20 protein-coding genes are annotated in these 20,536 nt (G+C 36.1%); all 20 read right to left on the reverse strand.

The window, feature by feature from the left end; genetic code table 11:
- Positions 1–275, reverse strand: a 275-nt coding sequence (locus KH400_RS15665; RefSeq protein ID WP_217226198.1) for a hypothetical protein, incomplete at its 3' end; no start/stop codon positions are given.
- 235 nt (positions 276–510) lie between these two features.
- Positions 511–1,656: an S-layer homology domain-containing protein gene (locus KH400_RS15670; protein WP_217226199.1), complete on the reverse strand. Its 1,146-nt coding sequence runs from the start codon at positions 1,654–1,656 to the stop codon at positions 511–513.
- Between the two features lie 261 nt (positions 1,657–1,917).
- On the reverse strand, positions 1,918–2,454 hold the full coding sequence (locus KH400_RS15675) for a peptidase M23 (protein ID WP_217226201.1): 537 nt from the start codon (positions 2,452–2,454) through the stop codon (positions 1,918–1,920).
- A 12-nt stretch (positions 2,455–2,466) separates the two neighbouring features.
- Positions 2,467–2,868 carry a hypothetical protein gene (locus KH400_RS15680; RefSeq protein ID WP_217226203.1) on the reverse strand — a complete coding sequence of 134 codons (402 nt, stop codon included), beginning with the start codon at positions 2,866–2,868 and terminating at the stop codon, positions 2,467–2,469.
- A gap of 76 nt (positions 2,869–2,944) precedes the next feature.
- Entirely contained in the window at positions 2,945–3,094 is a 150-nt protein-coding gene (locus KH400_RS15685) for a hypothetical protein (protein WP_217226205.1), read from the reverse strand.
- Between the two features lie 40 nt (positions 3,095–3,134).
- Positions 3,135–3,320, reverse strand: coding sequence for a hypothetical protein (locus KH400_RS15690; protein ID WP_217226207.1), 186 nt, complete (start codon positions 3,318–3,320; stop codon positions 3,135–3,137).
- A 41-nt stretch (positions 3,321–3,361) separates the two neighbouring features.
- On the reverse strand, positions 3,362–3,496 hold the full coding sequence (locus KH400_RS25335) for a hypothetical protein (protein WP_281418725.1): 135 nt from the start codon (positions 3,494–3,496) through the stop codon (positions 3,362–3,364).
- A 33-nt stretch (positions 3,497–3,529) separates the two neighbouring features.
- Positions 3,530–4,432 (reverse strand): hypothetical protein, encoded by a 903-nt coding sequence (locus tag KH400_RS15695; protein ID WP_217226209.1) that lies wholly within the window; start codon positions 4,430–4,432, stop codon positions 3,530–3,532.
- A 13-nt stretch (positions 4,433–4,445) separates the two neighbouring features.
- Positions 4,446–5,435 (reverse strand): hypothetical protein, encoded by a 990-nt coding sequence (locus KH400_RS15700; RefSeq protein WP_217226211.1) that lies wholly within the window; start codon positions 5,433–5,435, stop codon positions 4,446–4,448.
- Positions 5,432–6,901: an ATPase, T2SS/T4P/T4SS family gene (locus KH400_RS15705; protein ID WP_217226212.1), complete on the reverse strand. Its 1,470-nt coding sequence runs from the start codon at positions 6,899–6,901 to the stop codon at positions 5,432–5,434. Before KH400_RS15705 ends, KH400_RS15700 begins: the two co-directional genes overlap by 4 nt.
- A 15-nt stretch (positions 6,902–6,916) precedes the next feature.
- On the reverse strand, positions 6,917–8,092 hold the full coding sequence (locus tag KH400_RS15710; protein ID WP_217226214.1) for a CpaE/TadZ family protein: 1,176 nt from the start codon (positions 8,090–8,092) through the stop codon (positions 6,917–6,919).
- Between the two features lie 16 nt (positions 8,093–8,108).
- Positions 8,109–8,870: a hypothetical protein gene (locus tag KH400_RS15715; RefSeq protein WP_217226216.1), complete on the reverse strand. Its 762-nt coding sequence runs from the start codon at positions 8,868–8,870 to the stop codon at positions 8,109–8,111.
- A gap of 33 nt (positions 8,871–8,903) precedes the next feature.
- Entirely contained in the window at positions 8,904–10,463 is a 1,560-nt protein-coding gene (locus tag KH400_RS15720) for a hypothetical protein (protein ID WP_217226218.1), read from the reverse strand.
- A gap of 247 nt (positions 10,464–10,710) precedes the next feature.
- Positions 10,711–11,307, reverse strand: a complete 597-nt coding sequence (locus KH400_RS15725) for an HD-GYP domain-containing protein (protein WP_217226220.1) — start codon at positions 11,305–11,307, stop codon at positions 10,711–10,713.
- 19 nt (positions 11,308–11,326) lie between these two features.
- Positions 11,327–12,181: a replication-relaxation family protein gene (locus tag KH400_RS15730; RefSeq protein WP_217226221.1), complete on the reverse strand. Its 855-nt coding sequence runs from the start codon at positions 12,179–12,181 to the stop codon at positions 11,327–11,329.
- Between the two features lie 104 nt (positions 12,182–12,285).
- On the reverse strand, positions 12,286–13,185 hold the full coding sequence (locus KH400_RS15735) for a hypothetical protein (protein ID WP_217226223.1): 900 nt from the start codon (positions 13,183–13,185) through the stop codon (positions 12,286–12,288).
- 323 nt (positions 13,186–13,508) lie between these two features.
- The gene (locus tag KH400_RS15740; RefSeq protein WP_246589730.1) at positions 13,509–16,457 is read right to left on the reverse strand and encodes a type IV secretory system conjugative DNA transfer family protein; all 2,949 of its coding nucleotides are present in this window, start codon (positions 16,455–16,457) and stop codon (positions 13,509–13,511) included.
- Positions 16,450–17,775: a replication-relaxation family protein gene (locus KH400_RS15745; RefSeq protein WP_217226227.1), complete on the reverse strand. Its 1,326-nt coding sequence runs from the start codon at positions 17,773–17,775 to the stop codon at positions 16,450–16,452. Before KH400_RS15745 ends, KH400_RS15740 begins: the two co-directional genes overlap by 8 nt.
- An 805-nt stretch (positions 17,776–18,580) precedes the next feature.
- Entirely contained in the window at positions 18,581–19,225 is a 645-nt protein-coding gene (locus KH400_RS15750; protein ID WP_217226229.1) for a hypothetical protein, read from the reverse strand.
- A 63-nt stretch (positions 19,226–19,288) separates the two neighbouring features.
- Positions 19,289–20,533 (reverse strand): ParM/StbA family protein, encoded by a 1,245-nt coding sequence (locus KH400_RS15755; RefSeq protein WP_217226231.1) that lies wholly within the window; start codon positions 20,531–20,533, stop codon positions 19,289–19,291.
- Positions 20,534–20,536 lie beyond the last annotated feature (3 nt).

The following is a 20,536-nucleotide window of genomic DNA, read 5'->3' on the forward strand; positions in this document are numbered from 1 at the left end:
ACTCGTTCATTGACAGGATACCCACTACCATCATCGTCGATGGTAGTCGTTCCATAATAATCATCATACGTTGACCATACTTCACCCGATGGAGCACGACAAAGGTAAAAGCCTGGGTTATTATTTGTATCCTCTGTCACGGCATAGGCAATAGTCTGCGATGAAGCATAAACTTGTCTCTCGTTTAACAAGGGGATAAATAAAGACACCAATAAAATAAAAATAAGCAAAAGTATTTTCCAACGTGTTTTAACTATAAGTTGCACTTTTCCCAATTACTATCCCACCTTTATGCACGAACAAAAAAACGCCCCTAATAAGACACAGGTATTTCCTGTGAAACTTATTAGGGGCGTCCCTTTTTCCAATATCTACTTATAAGTAAAATAACATAAAACTAAACAATATGCTATATATTAGATTTAATTATTGTTCAAACAAACAATTACAAATATTTAATAGTTTAAAATAAAAAGAGGATAGCATTAGCTGTATCCTCTTTTGTAAGTTTTATTCCTCAATTCCTATATAAGAAGGACTACCGTTATACGCTTGAAAAGTGATCATATTTCTATCTTTTTTAAGGCCACCTTCCATAAAGGCTACTGTAGACTTACCTTCTTCCAACATTTCATTTCTCATTATATTATAACCAAAGTTTTCTCCATCCTCTTTACTTGGAAAGTACCCACCTCTTCCGAAGAAGAAACGATTATTCATTTGAAATCCATACATATCACGAGTAGGTAAAACTTCCATTTCGACTGAAAAACGATAACTTTCTCCCTCGCCTTTAGTTAATGAATCAAAGTTTTCAAACATAGGGAGAAAAGTGCTATACTCCTCTGTTTCATCAAAAGCAATAATATGTTTAATCGTAACTTCCATACCATCAGTAAATCTAAATTCTAGTATGTCTTCCTTGATATTTTTTGTAGGAATACCAGTTACTGATTCAATATTTGTCCCTGTCGTCGAAATTTCTACAAACTCTCGTAATGCACCATGATCATCTGACGAGGTATCTTTCAATCTAGAAAATCGATTTAATATCGTTGCAGCCTGCGCTCGATTAGACTTATCTTCCAATCGAAAAGAATGATCTTCAAACCCTCCTATTAACCCAGTCCCATGAACTAGTGCTACATAAGGTACAATATCATCATCCATACTTGTAAAATCTCTTAATGGTAAATATGTGTCACCTAATTGTGATAAGTCTTCCTCAAACGTTTCATTTTCATTTGCCAATGCCCTTGCAGACATCTTTGTCATTTCCTCCCTAGTAATTGCTTCATTGGGGTTAAACGATGTTCCATACTCACTTTCAAAAATAATACCCGCATCAACAGCACTACCTATCGCTTGATCTGCCCAATGTTCCGAATCACTAAAAGGATTGGGTTTATCATCCAGATTTAACATACGAGTTAAAATTGACACAAACTCCGCTCTTGTAATCTCATCATTCGGTCCAAATGTCCCATTAGGATACCCATTTATGTAACCTTCTTCAACCATTCGCTCAATAGAACTCTTTGCCCAGTGATTATTGGAAACATCCGTAAAAGACGTATTTGCTGTTGCAATAGAACCTCCAATTAATATCACTATTAATATCATAGCTATTAAAACCATATTAAATTTCATATTCATTTTTTAACCTCCCTCAATAATTCAATTATACCCCATATGGTATATTTTGTAAATTTATTTTTTCAATAAAAAAAACCTTATGCGTTGAGGACACACTTATTGCAGGTAGTGTATCAAACTTCAACCCAAAAGGCTGTAAACTTCATAAAATGCTGCTGACTTATACAAGTCGCAAAAGAAAAAAATAATAGAACAGAATTGATTAACTTAATTATAGCAACCTCCAGTCAAAATAACTACTCAAAATTGGAGAAACTTTCTTTAATTCCGTAGATATTCATAAACAGCTGCCTGACGAATCATTATACTTTCTCCCCTAAAATATCTTGGACCTTCAGTTTCTAAAATCAGTACAACGCTAGGCCCTCTTAGGGTTTGCTTAAAATCGAACTCAGGAGCATCATAAGTACAAGGAAATCGAACATAACCATCAGCATTTGTTTGATTACAAACAGAGTCACTTGTTTTATCATCGATAAATTGTAAATGTGCAATTTTTACTTCATGTTGAAAGAATGAATTTTCTTCTGGCACAAGATTATCATCTAACCTTAAATGATACTTTAAACTTTCGTGCAAATACTCTTCACCTAAGTGGTTACCATTTTCCTTATAGAAGACAAGGTATCCATTCGACATCTCTTTTTGATCAATTAATAAAGCCGCGTCATGTACGGCAATCTCTCCATAGTTTTTCAAATATCGTGTACTTGTCATATCTGTTTCTATATTCCATTGTAATGTCATAATCCCGGCAAATAATGCAACAAGAAAAAAACTCTGTAACGCTGAAGACATTATAAACGCTCCTTATGTACCAATGTACTCACTAATTACTCGTATATCCTTAGAAATCTCTAGGTCTGAGTTAAACAAATCAAAAATAAAAATCGGTGTGCTCGGAACTTTGATTTCTGCTTCAATCATATGATTCTCTAACGAGTCATGCGGGCTAGGACGGTAAACCCTTGTATTTGTTGCTACAATCTCAATCTCATTCTCGTCAAAGTTATAGCGTGTACTTAATGTATCCTTCATATCGTCTATCATTTCATCCGTAAAATACCCTTCAACTGCAGCTCGTTTACTATATTCATGCAAAACTTCTTCAACAGCTGCACGGTGTAATGAATCTAAATAAGCAAGGATCGGTGTAAACATCACAGTGATCGCAATAATGGCACTTAACCACTTTGCAAGAGTTGTGCTCATTTTTAAAACAACCCCTTTTCTACTTGAAAAATAAATAGAGAAGGAAGAACTCTACTCCTTCTCTATTTAATATCATCTAGTCTTCTAAAATTTGCATCTCTCTCAGACTATCTTCGTGTTCATTAGTTTTATCTTTAACCGCATTATATGCTGCTCCAAACAACAAACTGACAATGACGACAGCGGTCATAGCAACAGACATAAACTTTGCTAATGTTGTATTCATAAACTATGTACCACCTTATCTAAATTAATTCACGAAGTTATTAGTTATGTGAATCTTGCCACTCATGATCAGTTGACGGAACATTAGTACTGTCAATTGTTCCATAATAACCTTCATCAGACGTTGTTTTATTATCGACAACATCATAAAGTACTCCAAATACCAATGCTACGATCACAACAGCAGTAATTGCGACCCCCATAAATTTTGATAAAGCTGAATTCATAACAAATCTCCCCTTTTTTAATATTTATTAAGTTAATAGATTTAATTCCGTTCGACGTAATCTTCTACAGTATCAGCCATGTCACCCATCAGAGGCATTAACTGTCCATACAATAATGAAACAATTACAACAGCGGTTAAAGCTATAGACATCCATGTAGCTAAACTTTTATTCATGCATCACCACCTCCAAAGAATTAAATATAAGATTTAGATATTTGCACCGTTTAGAATGGTCACTACCATATTTACAACGACCATAATAAAATTAATAATGATTAAAAACGTCGCAATTTTAATTGGCATAGAGCCAAAATCAGTCATAAATTTCCGCTTCCTACGATAGTTTTCAATCTGTGAACGAGCAAATAAATCATTCATACCTCGCAATGCTTTGATAGCTGTTTCTCGTTCATTAGAATCTAATGTCTTTAATACCGATACAAGAGATTTCACTTCCGGTGTATCAACTTCTTTTGCAAAAGTATCTAATGCTTCTTCTGGACCTACATCCCCCCATTTAGCCAACAACTTTGTCATTGCTGGCCTAATCTCTTTGAAGTAAGGTTGCAAATGACGTATAACGTTGTACGTATTTACTCGAACATTGGTCATCATTTCAATCTCACCAATAAGAAGGTCGTGAAAGGTAAAGATTTCCGAATTCATCTTTGCCTTTCGGTATTCCTGTAATCGATTTAAACTAATGTTTAATAACGAAAAGGGAATATTGGGTGCACCTATAACAAAAATGAGTAACAATACGAGTAATGACATGGTTGAATACGTTTCCCCAATTAGCATTGGGATCAAATAATAATAGATCAGCAAAACAACCATAACTGCGATATAGGTGATCATATAGCGAGAAGCATTTAACTTAAATGGGTATCCAGCTCTTTTAAAACGTTCTTCTAACGAAGATTTATCAAGCGTTTCCTTTATAGACTTTTGCTTTTCAGTAAAGCTACGTTTTAATCGAATCCTGGTTTGGACCCGCTCTGCTTTATTCGTTAACCCAGAATAGACAAGAAAACCAGAGAAAATAGCAACTACTATACTCACACTATAAATCAGTATTGGTAAAACTTTGTATAACGTTGAAGCTTCCATACCATCTATCTCCTTAAATGTCATTCTTAGGGTTACGTAACAATAGAGCGATAAATACAGATAGAACCGTAAACGTCAGAGAAAGAGAAAAGGTAAGAGTGGATACTGATTCACCAAATTGTAACTGCACCCAATCCTGCGGGCCGCTGACATAATACCCTAACCCAATACTAGAAACAAAAATGATTGGAACAAAAAATCCATTAACAACGGAGTCAAGCGCCTCACTTTTTTCTTCTTCCAGCATCTTTTCTGTATTTTCCATTTGAGAACTTAAGTTAATCAATGCATTCATCACACGCTCATCGTACAAATAACCTTTTAGTATAATGTTTCCTAATCGTTTCGCCCAAGAATTTCCGGCTGTAAAGATAAAACGTTGAATACACCGACGTATGTCTTCTTCTCCCCTTGAGACTTGAATATCAGAAATTATTCGATAAAAGACGTGACGCAATGCCTTTTCATCAATTTGGTTACTCGTTGCAATGAGAGCTCGGTACATATCATAGTTACAAGCGTTGTAATTTTGGGTTAGCTGTTGAATAACCGTAAGAAGTTCATTCCCAACACTATTTCGAATGCCTTTTAGTTTTACTTGTAAAACAAGGTAAGGAATACTAGCTGCAAATAAACTTATTAAAATCGTCAAAATGATATCATTCATGTTCATGAATAAGAATACAAATGTCAGTACAAATAGGAATCCACTAATGAAGAAGAATGATAAAACCCCGTATGCTTTTTCACCTTTATCGTTTGACACTGTATCCACTAACAAATGAATGTGCTTGAGAAACGGAGATAACGATTCGAATGATTTTTTATCTTGAAATTTCGATCTAGATCTTCTTAATCTCTCACCATTTTTCCAATGGGACATTTTCACCCGCAAAGGAACTTCGATAAGCTTTTTAATAAGATAGAGATTTACAAGAACTAAAACAAGATAAAGTAAATAGTAGACTCCATGTTGCAAAACAAAAATTTTAAGCTCCGTCATACTAAAACACCTTGCTCTTCAATTTCGCGAATAGGTGCTTTCCTTTCACGCTCTTGAAGAAGTGAAAGAAAACGTATCGCATCTTCCTCATTTTCATCTGCCATTAGTTGCTGTAACCCTCTTGATATTTGAGAAGAATAATAGTATTTACCATCACGCTTGTTATACTTAATAATCGTATTTGTATCATAAGATCGGGTTCGCGGGTCCCATATAACCTCAGTTAACCCTGTCACACGTTTAGTCGTTCGATCACGGTCTGTTCCCATCGTGAGAATAAAATCAATATTTTGAGCAACACGCATTTCCTCGGTGTCCTGTCTACGAGTAGGAAATTCATCGAGTAAGTGACGTGTTAGCTGAGGAACAATTTGCTGTACATCCGTTAAGTGATAAGTGGACATCATCCCACGTTCCCCACGTTCACAGGCAATCATGGCTGCTTCAAGCTCTTTGGATCGTATCTCTCCAACAATTAAGTAATCATGTTCCATACGTAAAAGGCGAGGAATAGCTTGGTGTAAATCACCTTCAGACGCTTGGAGTTCATAGATCAATCTATCGGGCATATGCTTCCCAAGGGCTAATTCAAAATGTTTTTCTAAGCAGGCCACAACAAATCTAGGGTCACGCTCTGAAATTAACGTTTTCATAAAGGTTGATTTCGCACTACGTACACGACCAGCAACAATCATGTTGCACATAAGCCGAGCTAATAACCTATAAAGATCGACATCCTCATGAGGGATCGTATTGCGTTTCGCTTGTTCTTCTAAAGAAAAGTTTTTAACAATAAACCTACGAAAGATTACATAGGTCTCTTTTGAACGAGGATGAATAATCATTGTAATCCTCGATCCATCCTCTTTCTCCGTCTCTAATTCCGGTTGTTGATGATTTAAAACTGCATTCTCATCACGCATTTTAAAGGCCTCAATAATTTTTTTTACTTTATCTTCATTTTCAAACTCACCTTTACGTTCAAAGTGGCCATTTATATCAATCCATAGTTCCGTTCCACGAATTACACAAGCTTCACTATCTTGATAACGGTTCTCCCATTTAGCTAGTACACTCTTACCCCACACTTCATGAAAAATAGCTTCTTCAAGAGAGTTGTAGAATTCTGGGTAATCCACCGACGTAATGTTCCTTTTTTGTAATGTTTCTTTAATCTTATTAATAAAATAGGACATCGCATTCGGGTCACCAATAATCGCATCATGCTGTCGTTCTAACCATTCATTCTTCTTTTCATTGTCACTTTCTCTCTCGATTAAATCCGTTAAATCTCCTTTTATAATTGAGCAAATCTCATCAAACTTCTTTTTTCGTTCAAAAGTGTTCGTAATCTTTTTTTCATTAATTCCTTTTCTCTCAAACTCTTCACTCAACCAACTTGTAGGGTCAAAGGGATGTTCTTGTTCAAGTAATTCAATTTCCTTTTCTTTCAAAGAGTTTGTCATGATTTCCCCTCCCCTTTACATAGCTGCTTTATTTCTGCTAAATAACTTACTTAAAAAGCCTTTTTTCTGATCATCTTCGATCTCAACCTTCGTTAAATTCGCCCTAGCAATAATTGAATTTATGATAACTGCAATCGATTTGCGATATTGGTTATCTCCTTCGTCAGCTAATAACTTCTTCTGATTTATAGCGAGGTGCGCCCTGATATCTTGATCAGGTATTGTTGTTAACAAACTCATGTCTAATTCTTTTTGCATATCCTTTTCATTAATTAAAGAGACACCTGGCATATAACGATTAATGATTAACATGTAGTTACTAGAGTCACCTTCTAGCGGTTCGATCATTTGCTGGAAAGCATGACGCCAATAACAACGGTATCCTTTATCCTCTTGTGTTGTTACAAGAAATTTCAATTCAGAGGATTTATAAGACTGTGTTGAACAAGCATTGTCATAATGAGTTCCAGCGTCTATAAGAACAACATCAAAACAGCGGCGAGCAAGTTCAATTAATTGATAGATTTCTTCCCCCTTAAAATAGCGCTGTAACTTTACATCCCAATTTCCTGCAAGATGATAAAACCCTTCCTCTTCGTAATAACAAACAGATTCAATTAATTTTTTTTCATTTAATGCATTCATTTTTAAATCAAGCTTTATCTCGTTTAAATAGCGTCCATTGTAATTTAGAAAGTAATCGCTAGGGTCCCAAGGATTAAGAGAAAGAACCACAACCTTCTCTTGCACTCGTTGAGAAAGCATCTTCGCTACACTAAATACCGTTGTAGAAACACCTGCCCCTGAATGGGTACCAAAGAAACTAATAATTTGCGGGTAAGCTTCTCGTTCTCTTTCAAATATTGAGTCAATCACGTCATTGGCAATCTGTGAATCATCAAGGTATTCCGATAGAAGATGAATATGATAAGCCTCACAAACAGTACGAATGTTACTCATAATCGCTTTACTAGGAACGTGTCCAAGTTTATAAAAAATAGGGTGATTCGGGTACCATTCACGAATTTCTGCTAGCTGTTGATGATGGACCAATCCTCCATCTAAGATAACCGCATCACATTCAATCTCAGGCTCATGCTTTTTCAAGTGAATAGCTAACTCGACTTCTTCAAACTCTTCAAATATGAATTTCAAACGGTCATTATCGCTAACCACATATAAAGTTTTCACCGATTTTACCTCCCTTTTAGTAGTATGTTATGTACATCGTATATCCATGACTGATATAGGAAATAACTTGTTGGAAATCTTCATCATTTAGATTTAATTCCAAGTTTGAGATCTGTCCGGAGGCATCCATACGTTCATTTTCACTACGATCGACTACTTCATTGTTTGATCCATCTTTTGCATATACAACTGGTACACGTGTTAACAGTGGTATCGAGCTATTTTGTACTAATTCATCTTTTTCTGCATCGGTTAAATCTCCATCTTCTAACTTCTCTTGCAACGCCGTTGAAACAACTTGAGAATTGTTCATAGTTGAACGCACCGTTTGGTCTACTTCTCCAAAATCAGGATCTAGCATGTAAATATTTATACGGTCTTTTCTTCGTAATGATCCTGGTTGCGAATAAACCCAGTTATCAGGGATAGGTCGAATCGCTTCCCCCTTATCTGGGTTAGGGATGATCCCATCAAAATCAATGTAATGTTCTGACACCATTGAGTTAGAAAACATAGGATGGGCTGCATCATAACCAACAATTCGGTTTTTATCTTCTTCTAACAGAACCCCGCCGATTAAATCAGATTTCCTTCGTTTTTCAACAATAAACTCATTTCCAGTTATTGTTTGATTTTGCTGTATCTCTACACCTGGAGCCACTACAAGTACATCTACAGCATCTATTTCATCCTTAAGATAAACATCCCATACCACAATGAAAGCTATTGTTGATAATGACAGGATGATAGCAATAGCAATTTTAATAGAAGGCCTCATGTTCTAGCATTCCTTTCTGTTGTTATATATTTCTTAAGTGTCGGATGATAATGACACTCGTTTATTAAAGAGTTTTTTCAAAAGGCTCCGATCTTCTTTTCGTTTCTTTTTTATAAACTCTTTTGGCAGAATTTGTTCCAAAATAACTTCAATGAACTCATCAGACTTTGTATCGGGTTTCATCTCATCAAAAATATGTTTTCCATTAACCAGCGCCATAAAAACCAAGTCTTGATCAAACGGTGGAATCACATAAATCGGCTGATCTTGGAAAAGTTCGCGAACTAACTCATGATTTTGAATCTTCGGAGTAAAATGATTACCTATCAGTTTGGTCTTATCGTTTCTCATGAGGGAACGAGCAATGTGAAATCGTTCTTCATCCGACTCTTCCATGTGTTGAAGCCTCGAAAGATCATTCGGAAAAACTAAATGAATTTGGTCAGCAATATCGATCAAATCTTTAACAACGGGATGGTCCAAGTATCCTCCGACATCCACAATCGAAAATGGATTATTATGTATCGACAGTAACACTTTCACAAATGTTTCAAACTCAAGCTCATCTTCACTATAATTCGGCTCATTTGGATTTTTGACAATCAACTGCACACCTTCATGGACCCAAAAATTATTCCGATTGGATTGGTTAAGAGATGTAAGAGTATCATCCTCTGACAGATACCTGTGAAAGATACTTTGATAATTTTCAACACGTAAATGACCTACAAAACGATCGTAAGTGTAAGGGTCCGCGTAAGGGTTCTCGACGTAGTTAACACCTAAATCGTAACCCTTCAATGCCCTCGATAATATATGAGCATAAAAGGTGGTTCCTACTCCGGAAAAAGGACTAGAAACTAATATTATTTTCGGTCTTATTGAAACACCGATGACCTTTTCAATTTGATTCGTAACGTTAAGTTTAAGTTCGCGCTTAATGACATTTTTTTCAACGACCTTTTTAACGACTTCACGCTTAAAGATAGGGCGCGATTGCGCCTTCTCCTGTTCCATCTTTTCTTCAGAATTATTTGTTGAATTTATCGTTTGCTCTTGTTGATCCCTCGAAGTTGTTTCATTAACAACTGATGACTGTTCACCTTCTAGGTCATTTGACTCGTCAACAACCTCACTTTGTTCATTACTCACTTCAATCTTCTCTTTGGTGCGTAGTTTAGCTACCCGTGAGTATCGAGGTTGATCTTCCAGCTGTTTGATCACTTCTTCCGAATCATCATTACCTCTGAAGATGTCTAGTACGTTACGATTCACCAATTCACTTAAAAATGGATCACCTTTGTCACGCTCACAGAAGAAAACGACTCGTATCGTATCATCGTAAGATGTACGAAGTTTTTCTACGATTTGTAGCCATTCTACTTCTCGATCACTCATATCTTCATAATTAGAAGAGATATACCGATCATGAAAGATAATCATATTAGGGCGCTCATCTTCAATGATTTCATCGAGATACTTTACGTGAACAGGTTCTTGTTTAATAACATAAAACCCATCCTTATTCGTGAGATGCCTCCGTAAAATCTCGTTGAATTTCGGCTCACCTAGCGCGAGTAATATTCGTTTCATCTACTCTCTCCCCTCTATGGACAACAAAAAAGGAGTTCCTGTGACATATTGAAAGAAACGAAGATATCTTCGTTAATTTCGATACGTCTGGGAACTCCAGTTCGTATTTCTGTTATTGTTTTTGAGAGTATATCCTCCCCTACGACAAGAGGAGGTCTTAAACTTTTTAGAAAGGATGTTTTCATCTGATCACAAATGAAAACGATTAGTGTATGTGTATATACATATGTTACCAAACTATAAAAACTCAGTCAATATCTATTTCTTTTAAACGGATAAGTTCAATAAAACGGTCTGTTAAAAACGGATCATACCAAGATCGCTTCCACTGTTCAAGTTCCTCTATAGCATGTGCAATCAACATCGAATTGCTATATTGCCGTTTAGAAACCATCGCATCATACGAATCAACAATTCGAAGCATTCGGCTGAACGTGTAAATCTCCCTGTCTGAAACGCTATACGGGTAGCCTGTCCCATCAAGGTTTTCGTGGTGTTGTTCAATAGCGGTTAATATAAAGAGATCAGTGACCCCATGAGATTCTGCTATTCTTCTCCCTTCTATCGGATGCCCTTTAACACATTCCCATTCCTTGTTATTTAATCGTCCCTTTTTTCGAAGCACATCGATAGGAACCAATAACTTACCGAGGTCATGTAAATACCCAATTTGATATAACACCTCTGCACCTTGAACAGGGTAATGTAAATACAAAGCGAAATCTTTCAATAACTGAGCGACTCTACATGAATGTTCATACGTATATGGATCATGGTTATTAAGCATAACCATGAGATCCGACCAACGGTTAACACTGTGCAATTCCTTCGTTTTAATAGACAAGACGAACAGACACCACCTTTTATTCCATAAAGCTCATTCGGACAGGAGTTAAGCCTCCTTTTTTGGGAGCATAAAAACTATTAGCAATCCCCCTAGACCAAATATCTTCTTCTACACAAACCAAGGTGTGAAATGGTAATAAGTCAAGTAACAATGTTTTCTGAACGTGTTCGGCCAACGTTAAAGTAGAAGCAAACACAACGACAACCGTAGGATTTTTTTCTAGTCCATTAATAGGTAGGTTCCCGTATTGTTCATGAACAGCTTTCCACATCTGAAACTTATTCGTTAAAAATCGTTTAAAATCCCTTCCTGTTTGGACCCGTTCAAAAGCAAAGTTCAATACGCCTTGCGGTGTATCGACTTCTCCTACTCCAAATAGTTTTGTTAGCATTGGATTATGATTCATGACGGCATTCCATTTCCAATTTTTGAGGATCATCTTTTCTGCAAGCTGACAACGTATTTCATTCGCTGCTACATAACGCTGAACTGTTCGTAAGCCTAATCGTTCCCACTTATCAGGTAGCATAAAGAACATATGGCTATAATAGTGCTTTAAGATTTTAAAACCAGCGATACCTAAAGTAAACGGAGCGGGATGCTTCTCTTCGTGCAAATCACTTTTAACGAGCCAACGCTCTACCAATCCCTTTTCGCGCATACGGTTTAAGCGATTAGTCACTTTTGAATAAGACAATTGACTCGTCATATACCGCTTCATCTGATTTTCGTTTGCACAAATGGCATCGCCCAAGACTTTAAGAATTTGAAAGTCCTCTTCACTCAGCAGTCTCCGCTTCATCATTCGAATAACTTCTTCGGTCGTCGTAATCGGGTCATAACGTTTGGGGTGAACCTTACCACCATTCACAGTAGGGTCATCCCAAAATGGTACATGACCATCTTTAGTGTACCAATACTGATACTCCACCTTATTATCAGGCGTTAAAGGTTCAGTTGTTTTTTGTTCCGTCATTAGTTAAATAGAAATGAGCCTGGGTCTGCAAGCTCTTTTTTTCCATTGGGGTAATTTACGATTACGACTCGCGCACGTCTGCGTTCAGTATCTACACTTTTAAGTCTGCATGTAACGACCTCGCCGACAAAAGGCTCCTCTAAATGTCGAGGTTTCTCCGCTTTCACTCGAACACCTAAATCGAGTTGGACAAAAATCCCATGTACATCATCCACATCATCAACTTTACCTGCCATAAAATCATCCACATAGTTTTCTAACTCAATAAACGGGTCTACAAACGTGTCTTTGCGGCTAACACGAATCACACCACTCTCCCGATTGAAGTGAAGCACTTTGACATTAATAACTTGACCACGATTGAAAATGGTTTCTACATCAGCAATATAATCATAGTCCCAATCTTTTTTATCCATATATGTTTCTGTTCCTTGTACCTTTATAAATAGGTTCCCTGTCGCTGGGTTATGACTTTGTACGACACCCTCAAACACTTCATCTTGTAGTTTCCCTTCTTTGTCGAGAAACTCCAGCATATCCCAGAACTGCTCACTCTTCTGTTGTTCAGCTTTTTTGACGCTAACGAACGCAATACGGTTCTGCAAGTCAATATGATCAACAACAAACTCTCTTTGTTGACCGACAAATTTCACTAAAGACTTGTATTGGTATTCAGCAAATTCTTCGACTAAGCAATAGACTTTCGTGTTACCACGAGTAAGTAAAATCACAACTTGCACTTCTTTTTCAACTATCTCCCCTGTCTCATCATCTAACACTGGAAGTGTACGTATACCCAAGTTTTTAACGACACCGACACCCATTTCATTGTTTCGATCTAACTTTGTTAATTCATTAATTTGTTCATTACTAAGAACCTCTAATTCTTTTGCACTCAAAATTAAAACCTCCATTGTTCTAATTGACAACAATACCACTCAGAAAAACTCTCAAAATCCATAAATAAATCTCTAGCACGTATATTCATAATTTAGAATAAAAAAGAAACATTAGTGAGAAATAGACAGCAATCCAACCACTCTCCTTATGCAATAAAAAAAACGCCCTGATTGCATGTGTAATAGAAGGCAAACTTTGCCTTATTAAACAAACAATCAGGGCGTCCTGTATTGTGAACTATTTTTTATTGTTTATGTTTATATCTACAAATTACTAGATTCAATGTAAAAAATCAAGAAAAAAAGGAAAAATGAAGTAAATGCTAGTTGGTGGTAGAATCACCCTTTTCTGTTTCCTTTTCGATATCATTTTTCAGATCTTTATAAAGCTGGTCTGAAGGATTCTTCCCATTACCGATACCGAGTTCTTCAAATGATAGAGCATCTTCTTCCTCATCTCCTTGATCATCATTCATTTGATCCCCTGTGTGATCATCTTGTAGTTCACTTGGTTTAATTTCCACCACCTCATCATCACCATCACTACTTTTACGTGCTTCATATAAAGACTTCAAATTGACCGAACGTATACATTCCTTCTTATCTTCACATTCATCGTTTTCACCTTCTGTTTGTTGAGATGTGATTTGATTTTTCCCTCTTGGTAGAAATGCCGTGTAATCCTCATGTGAAGATGGTGCTTGCGTATTTGTATCATCTGTGTCGTTCGATGGCTTGTTGTGTGCTGCCCCCTCAGACATTGGTTCTCCCGTGTGACTAGTGGTATCGTTTTTCACATTTGAGCCGTCTACAGTATCATCACCACGACCATCCGACTTCATCGCATGATTATCCTCTTCATCTTTTGAATGAGACATCGATTTTTCTTTAGTTGGTTTAGATTCAGTTGTTGCTGCCACCTCATCATTCATCCGTTTTCGAATTCTTTTAGCAGGACGAGGATCAGAGAAACGTTGAATTACCTCTTTATTCTCTTTATCATCTTTATCCTTATCAGCACTCATCGTTGGTTGTTCTTCCTCTTCAACAACAAATTCCTCTAAACGCTCTTCCTCCTCATTTGTTTCATTGAAATATTCCTCTCTTTCTATTAACCAATACTGACCCTCTGATTGATCCACAGTCACCTTTGCTTCTGCAAATTCGCTTTTCGGAACAAAATTTGCTTTGATTTGACGGACTGGAAGTGTACGATTATGGTCCACTAGACGAACAGAACAAACAAAAGCATCTTGGTAGATTAAATCGTTCGGTGTCATGATAGCTTCGTCTTCCTCAACAAAGTTTACACCAACCCGACGCATCGGATTATCTTGTAACGGTGATATGGTTTGTGTCGATTCACTTTCACGAAAGACCGTCCGTTCACCAAAAGTCTTAGAAAATAGTTCCGCATCCGCTTCGGCTATACCACCGTAAACAAACTGATGACGTAACGTAGCAAGTAACGTTTGTAAATACGTCTTACCATATTGATCTTCGAGTTGAGCAATGGTCTGACAAACAATACTAATAATCACCTTATATTTACGAGATTGTGCAGGGAACTCCTTGAATTCTCGATAACTATAGTCTGGAAATTCATCTACTAAAATATGATGATACGCTGAATCATTTGGCTTTCGTCTAAATACGGCATTTTGTAAGGATAACAACGCAATCTTCCCTAAAATATTAGATAACTCAGCCATTTCACCCTTTGCTGAGTTTACTAATAAGACACCGCCAAACTCTAAGTGTTGATCGAAATCGAAGTCACTATGACCAAACAATACTCGCCTCATTAATATATTGGATGCAATATCATTAAGCTGGTTACGCAAACCCATGACATACTCTTCTTTTGCATCATAGTATTGTTGCTGGCCGTAATATGGACTTTCGGCATCTTTTATAAGTACAGCTTGTTCACCGTGGACGGTTCGGTCCATTTTCGGCAGGAGGTTCATATCAAACCAATCATCAATCCCTTGAACAATCTTCCAATGATTCCGTTCATCCCGATCTTGAATGTCATCAATTCCGTCTGGAATCCGTTTCTTTAAATTCTCATGCATAACTCGAACACGTTGAGGGTTATTGTACATATCGATCAAATCATCCATCGTTGGTGTTACATCTGGATTATTCAATTTTAATAGGTAGATATAGTGTTTAAAATGATTTCGTTGCGATTGCTCGAAGAAAGGATTGTCAGAGGCTTCTGACAGTCCTTGCATCACCATTGTAAAAATTTCAGCTACTTTATCAACTGGTCCACGTAAAGGATTGATCGATTTCGTATTTGGATTCGTCGGATCGATATAATAAATAGCTTCCTCGGGAATACCATGAGCCAAACATAATTGGTACGTTTTATCGCACAGATCCTTCGATGGCTCGATGACACTTATACCATTCACATATTTCCCTTTAACTTCTTCCGTATGATAATCCTGTTTAGCATATTCTTCTCTAAAGTTATTAATAAACTTAGCCATATGATGTAAATCTTGATTAAGAATCGGCAAAACTAATGCAGCTGTTTTCCCTGAGCCAATCGGACCTATAATAGCAGAATTTAAGTTCCGGTCTTTACCAGGCTGAATGACCATCTCATTTGTTTCTACATTTGGACCAATCTCTACATCAGGGCTATACTCTGATTCTTGTGCACCAAAAAACTTTTGTGCAAAACGCGTAAAAAATCTTGGGGTATAGACCCACTCCGCAAAGATTTCATTTGTTCTTTGATAGTGCTTTGTATACAAATACCCTAACCATTGCAAGATTAGATAAACAAAAATGGTTGGTAATGCCATGAATAACAACATTAGATTTTCGGATTCTCGAATTAACACCTGTTGCATGGTTAGATTATTGAGATCTACACTGTTGGCCTTTTCTAAATAGTATGGAACAAATCGACTGTGTATCGGCTGCGTAGCATTCCATAAAAACTGGACCGAGACTCCAAGTAGCATAACTCCAAAGAATATCCATCTCCAAAATAACGATTGATACTCTTTAACGCGGGTTGCTAATGCCCATGTAAGAGGTAAAAGCATGATAGCTACAATTAATTCAAGCATTGATCGCTCTGTCGGCACCCCTATAAAGGGAATATGGCTGAAACTATGTTCCGCCGGATAAATAAATAGATAGACTAACTTGGAAGTCCCTCTCACCAACATCCATACTGATAAGCCAAACAGAACGGTGATGAGCAAGAAAGGAAAACGAGTTTTCGTAAATTGAGACATTTTATTCATTAAAATCAATATCTACCACTCCTTTCCTAAACGGAGAAGTAGATTTGTAAAACTTCGGCTCTTCAAAAAATGTATCTAAATTTTTGTAGTCTGAGAAAAGGACGCCTTTGAAAGTCTTACCTATATTATCAGAACTCAACTCCCCTGGTGTCTCATATATACAAAGCAAGCGATCTACAAGGAATGGATAAGAGCCCGTCACCATTTGTTTATGTAAGAAACTTAATTTCTCTAAGCTCATGTTATGACCTTCTCTCATCATAAGTAAAACCCATTTTTCACTTTGGCCTGTTCTAGGTTCCACCACTTCTACAATCCCATCTGGAGAAAGGTGATGATTTAATTTATCAATATATTCATCACTTCCTCCCCAAAGGCGAAAATCAAAATGAAAGTGATCATTTTGTGATACAGCTTCAACAATTTTCTTAATTTCATTTTTCAGATAACTTTTATCGTATTTAATAGAATCAGAATCATATAATAGTTGATCGACTAATCGATGAGCACGTTCTAACTGGACGACGTAGACTTCAAGATGAGAACGGCGTAACTTATCTAATTTATTTAAAGAGTCTCTAATGTTAGAGATCCTCTTATTACGATTCATCCTATAGCTACGAGTAGGAATAGAATCATCCATCAATGCAATTAATACGGTATGGTTTTCATTTGGTCTTTGGTCCAACAATTTAATATAAGCTAGCACCTTTAATTCGAGTTCTTTTATATCTTCACTTCCACTATCTACTTCAACATTAACAAATCTGTTTTCTTTTTTGAAAATCCAGTCAGGTACAATCAGCCTAGATGAAGGATTTTTATTATCCCAATAAACATATTTATGTGGCGATAATGATTCAACCTTATAACCTAAAGTTCCATCATCATTTTCTAAACGATTAGTAACTAATGTCCGAATGACTATTTCATTTATAGAGAACGTATGCTCAATATATTTGGTAATTGAGTTCGCCCCCATACTTATAGCTTTATAAGAACTAAAGGAATCCAATATCAATCCTTCTTCAACTAAACAATCAACACACTTTTTAGTAACTTGATAATACTTAAAGATAAACCCATCATTACCTAATACGTATTCGTAAGAATCTATAAATCCAATAGATTCTAACTTAAATAAACGGTTACGAATTGAATTCTCATTAAAATTGTTACCACACTGAACTAAAAAATAAATGATTTGTTTCGTAGTTAAAAATCGGTTATTCAATAAAATTTTAATTAGATCAATTTCTAAGGCACTTAACCATACACCTCTTCGATTGTTCGCAATCGATAACTTAAATCTTTTCAACTTATCCCACCAACCTTTCAACAATAAAAAAGGCCTCGAAGATACTACCTATACTGCAAGTATAGGATAAGAATCTCCGAGACCTTCGGTAGACTTATATTAAATATATAATAAATATAACCAATACAACAATAAATGTAAAGACCAACAGAGTGTATAAAGATACACAAAAAATAATTAAAATACAAACGACTGAAACAAAAAGTGATTGGAGATTAATGATCAGTATTCTGACAACCAAATTGATGATTCTTTAAAAAATAGAAACTCAAATTCTCCAAGGAGTCTCTATGCTGAAAGTCCAATTTTCATTGATGTATCAGTACCTGGAATATATGAGCCCATTCATATACCCAAGTTCATATACTTTTGCTGACTTATCTATATGAACTTGGGTATATGAACTTGGGTGTATGAACCATCACATAGGGATCAATTTTTATTCATACTTTATAAATAAAAAAGAGAACTCGATTAAGAACAAAACAGAAATTATTACTATTAATCCTTTTTTCGGTACCACCCTTTAACACGTTTATCACTGCTATGTTGAGTTGGAAAAGATTTAGGACACCGCTTCAACAAACAACAGTAAGGGACTAAATCACTTACAGTCATTCATAATCATTTACAAGCATTTACAATAGTTTATTTTAGATGGAAAGGTAGTACTTCTTTCATCAATCCGTACAAGAAACTAAATAAATGTAGTTACAGAACATATTTATTAACGCAAAAAATGCTTGTAAATGATTTACAAGCATTTATGATAAGTTATAACATGAGATATCGTAATTTTTTCTACCTAATCAATATCTATATCCACTTTCATCTTACTTCTTTTCATTCTAGCTTTCTCAACAGCACTCAGTTTCCCTTTAGAAATTGAATCTGCTTCAGTTTCCTTTTTGCTTTCTTCCTCTTTAACATCTTTCCCTAAAAAACTGCTCTCACTTTTTTTCTCGTCACTTTCTATCGAATCCTGATAGTCAGCTTGATCACCTTTATCTATTTTCACTTCATCAACAGATCCCGCAGCCACTTCATGATTTACAGTTATTTTATGAACCAGATCATTAGTAGTATTTTCACCCAAAACGGACCGTAATAAATTCTTGATAATCATCTGACCAGTATCGTTACAGATCAATTCCTTTTGTTCACGAGTAAAATCATTTAATGAAATTATTAACTTATCAGAATTATTATCAGTTGAATCAACACTTTTTATTTCTGTATTAGAATAAACGCTAGCACCAGTATTATTAATTGATTGATATTTTAGGCCATCCGCTATCAATTCCTCAGTCAATCGATTTCTACTTATCCGGTAACCTTTACGATTGTACTCCTTTAACAATTCATTAAATCCCTCTACCCAATCGGCATCAATTGATGGCGTAAACGTCGCTACCTGCCTCCGATTATAACCAATTACTTTCTTTCCCAAAACCGCACCCCCTCCGCAAATGAAGATAGTCAAGAGTCAATAGACTCTTGACCCTCCTATCTATCACGCTTGAATTAACTCGGCATGATCCATGTAATTAGAAATTAAATACGCTCTACTTGTAAAGAAGTTCGCTTGCTCTAAATTAGGAGGATACAAGAACCGTTTTTGATTCTTAGGTTCTCTGAATTTGTAATAAGCAAATAATAGACCTCCACCAACAATTACAAACGTTTTAGTACGAGCACTTGACCAAAAAGCATATATTTCTTTCACAACTTCGTTGTAGTAATTCTCCATTTCTTCTTTAACAATTTCTGAAATATCTTCCCCTGTTTCCCATAACCAATCGGCATAAAAACGTGGTTCATAATCCTGACCTTCTTTATTCATCTTAATCATCTTAGAAACTTCAGGGATAATGACAGTTCTCATAAATTCTTCCCTTGTTCGATATGGAGGTTCATAAGTACCAGTAGATTCTAAATCCTTCTTAACCTCAACAAACGCTTCAACCTCAAGCTCAATTCGTTCCAAAATTCGATCTATATATCTATTAGTTCCGATCTTTTTGTTACCACTCAATTTTGAATTCAAACCATCAACATCGTAAATCGCCGTGTCAAGTGTGCCAGCACCTAAGTCTGTAATAGCAAAATTTTCACCAATCTTATTTTCTAAAGTAGTTTCAAACATTTCACCATTTTTAATATCAAAACCTAAACCTAATGAACTAGTGACACCTTCCGGATGCACTTCACCTTCTTCAATCTTAATCAATGCAGTTTTACCTTTAAATTCTCCGTCCACACCCGTCACTTCATGAACACCTTTTATCCTATCTAATACTGCATTTGGACCAACTCTTCTGTACTCTTCAATAGGCAAACCACCATAATAAGGGATATTAATTTCTTCCATCCCTAATTCCCATGCCATTAAAGCAAACCCAGTCAACGTAGTAATGGTGTGTAATTTATTGTTATGCTTATCCTCAGCCTCCCCATTAGGCTGCTTATACTCATCTGCAAACTTCGCATATTCACCTACGTAGTAATGTCCAACTTTCTCACCATTGGGAAGTGCATCACTTTTAATAGTTACATGCAATTTACTTTCTTTCGGAAGAGATACTTTCGAACTCCCCCCCATATCTACTTCTGGATTAGGTCCTGCTTCTGCAATAACACTAGGAATAACAAATGATCGGATATTACCTTCTTTATCTATGTAACTAAATTTATTCGAGGTATTCCCGCTATCACTAGCTCCTAACACCTTTTTTAACTCAAATAATTTACTCAACATAAA

The sequence above is a fragment of the Desertibacillus haloalkaliphilus genome, from assembly GCF_019039105.1.
In the GTDB taxonomy this organism is placed as follows: Bacteria; Bacillota; Bacilli; order Bacillales; family KJ1-10-99; genus Desertibacillus; species Desertibacillus haloalkaliphilus.

Coding starts and splice junctions, on each gene's coding strand:
- KH400_RS15675 (WP_217226201.1), bottom strand. CDS start 2,454: ATGTCTTCAGCGTTACAGAGTTTTTTTCTTGTTGCATTATTTGCCGGG.
- KH400_RS15740 (WP_246589730.1), bottom strand. CDS start 16,457: ATGAATAAAATGTCTCAATTTACGAAAACTCGTTTTCCTTTCTTGCTC.
- KH400_RS15755 (WP_217226231.1), bottom strand. CDS start 20,533: ATGTTGAGTAAATTATTTGAGTTAAAAAAGGTGTTAGGAGCTAGTGAT.
- KH400_RS15720 (WP_217226218.1), bottom strand. CDS start 10,463: ATGAAACGAATATTACTCGCGCTAGGTGAGCCGAAATTCAACGAGATT.
- KH400_RS15685 (WP_217226205.1), bottom strand. CDS start 3,094: ATGAATACAACATTAGCAAAGTTTATGTCTGTTGCTATGACCGCTGTC.
- KH400_RS15690 (WP_217226207.1), bottom strand. CDS start 3,320: ATGAATTCAGCTTTATCAAAATTTATGGGGGTCGCAATTACTGCTGTT.
- KH400_RS15715 (WP_217226216.1), bottom strand. CDS start 8,870: ATGAGGCCTTCTATTAAAATTGCTATTGCTATCATCCTGTCATTATCA.
- KH400_RS25335 (WP_281418725.1), bottom strand. CDS start 3,496: ATGAATAAAAGTTTAGCTACATGGATGTCTATAGCTTTAACCGCTGTT.
- KH400_RS15695 (WP_217226209.1), bottom strand. CDS start 4,432: ATGGAAGCTTCAACGTTATACAAAGTTTTACCAATACTGATTTATAGT.
- KH400_RS15705 (WP_217226212.1), bottom strand. CDS start 6,901: ATGACAAACTCTTTGAAAGAAAAGGAAATTGAATTACTTGAACAAGAA.
- KH400_RS15670 (WP_217226199.1), bottom strand. CDS start 1,656: ATGAATATGAAATTTAATATGGTTTTAATAGCTATGATATTAATAGTG.
- KH400_RS15700 (WP_217226211.1), bottom strand. CDS start 5,435: ATGACGGAGCTTAAAATTTTTGTTTTGCAACATGGAGTCTACTATTTA.
- KH400_RS15680 (WP_217226203.1), bottom strand. CDS start 2,868: ATGAGCACAACTCTTGCAAAGTGGTTAAGTGCCATTATTGCGATCACT.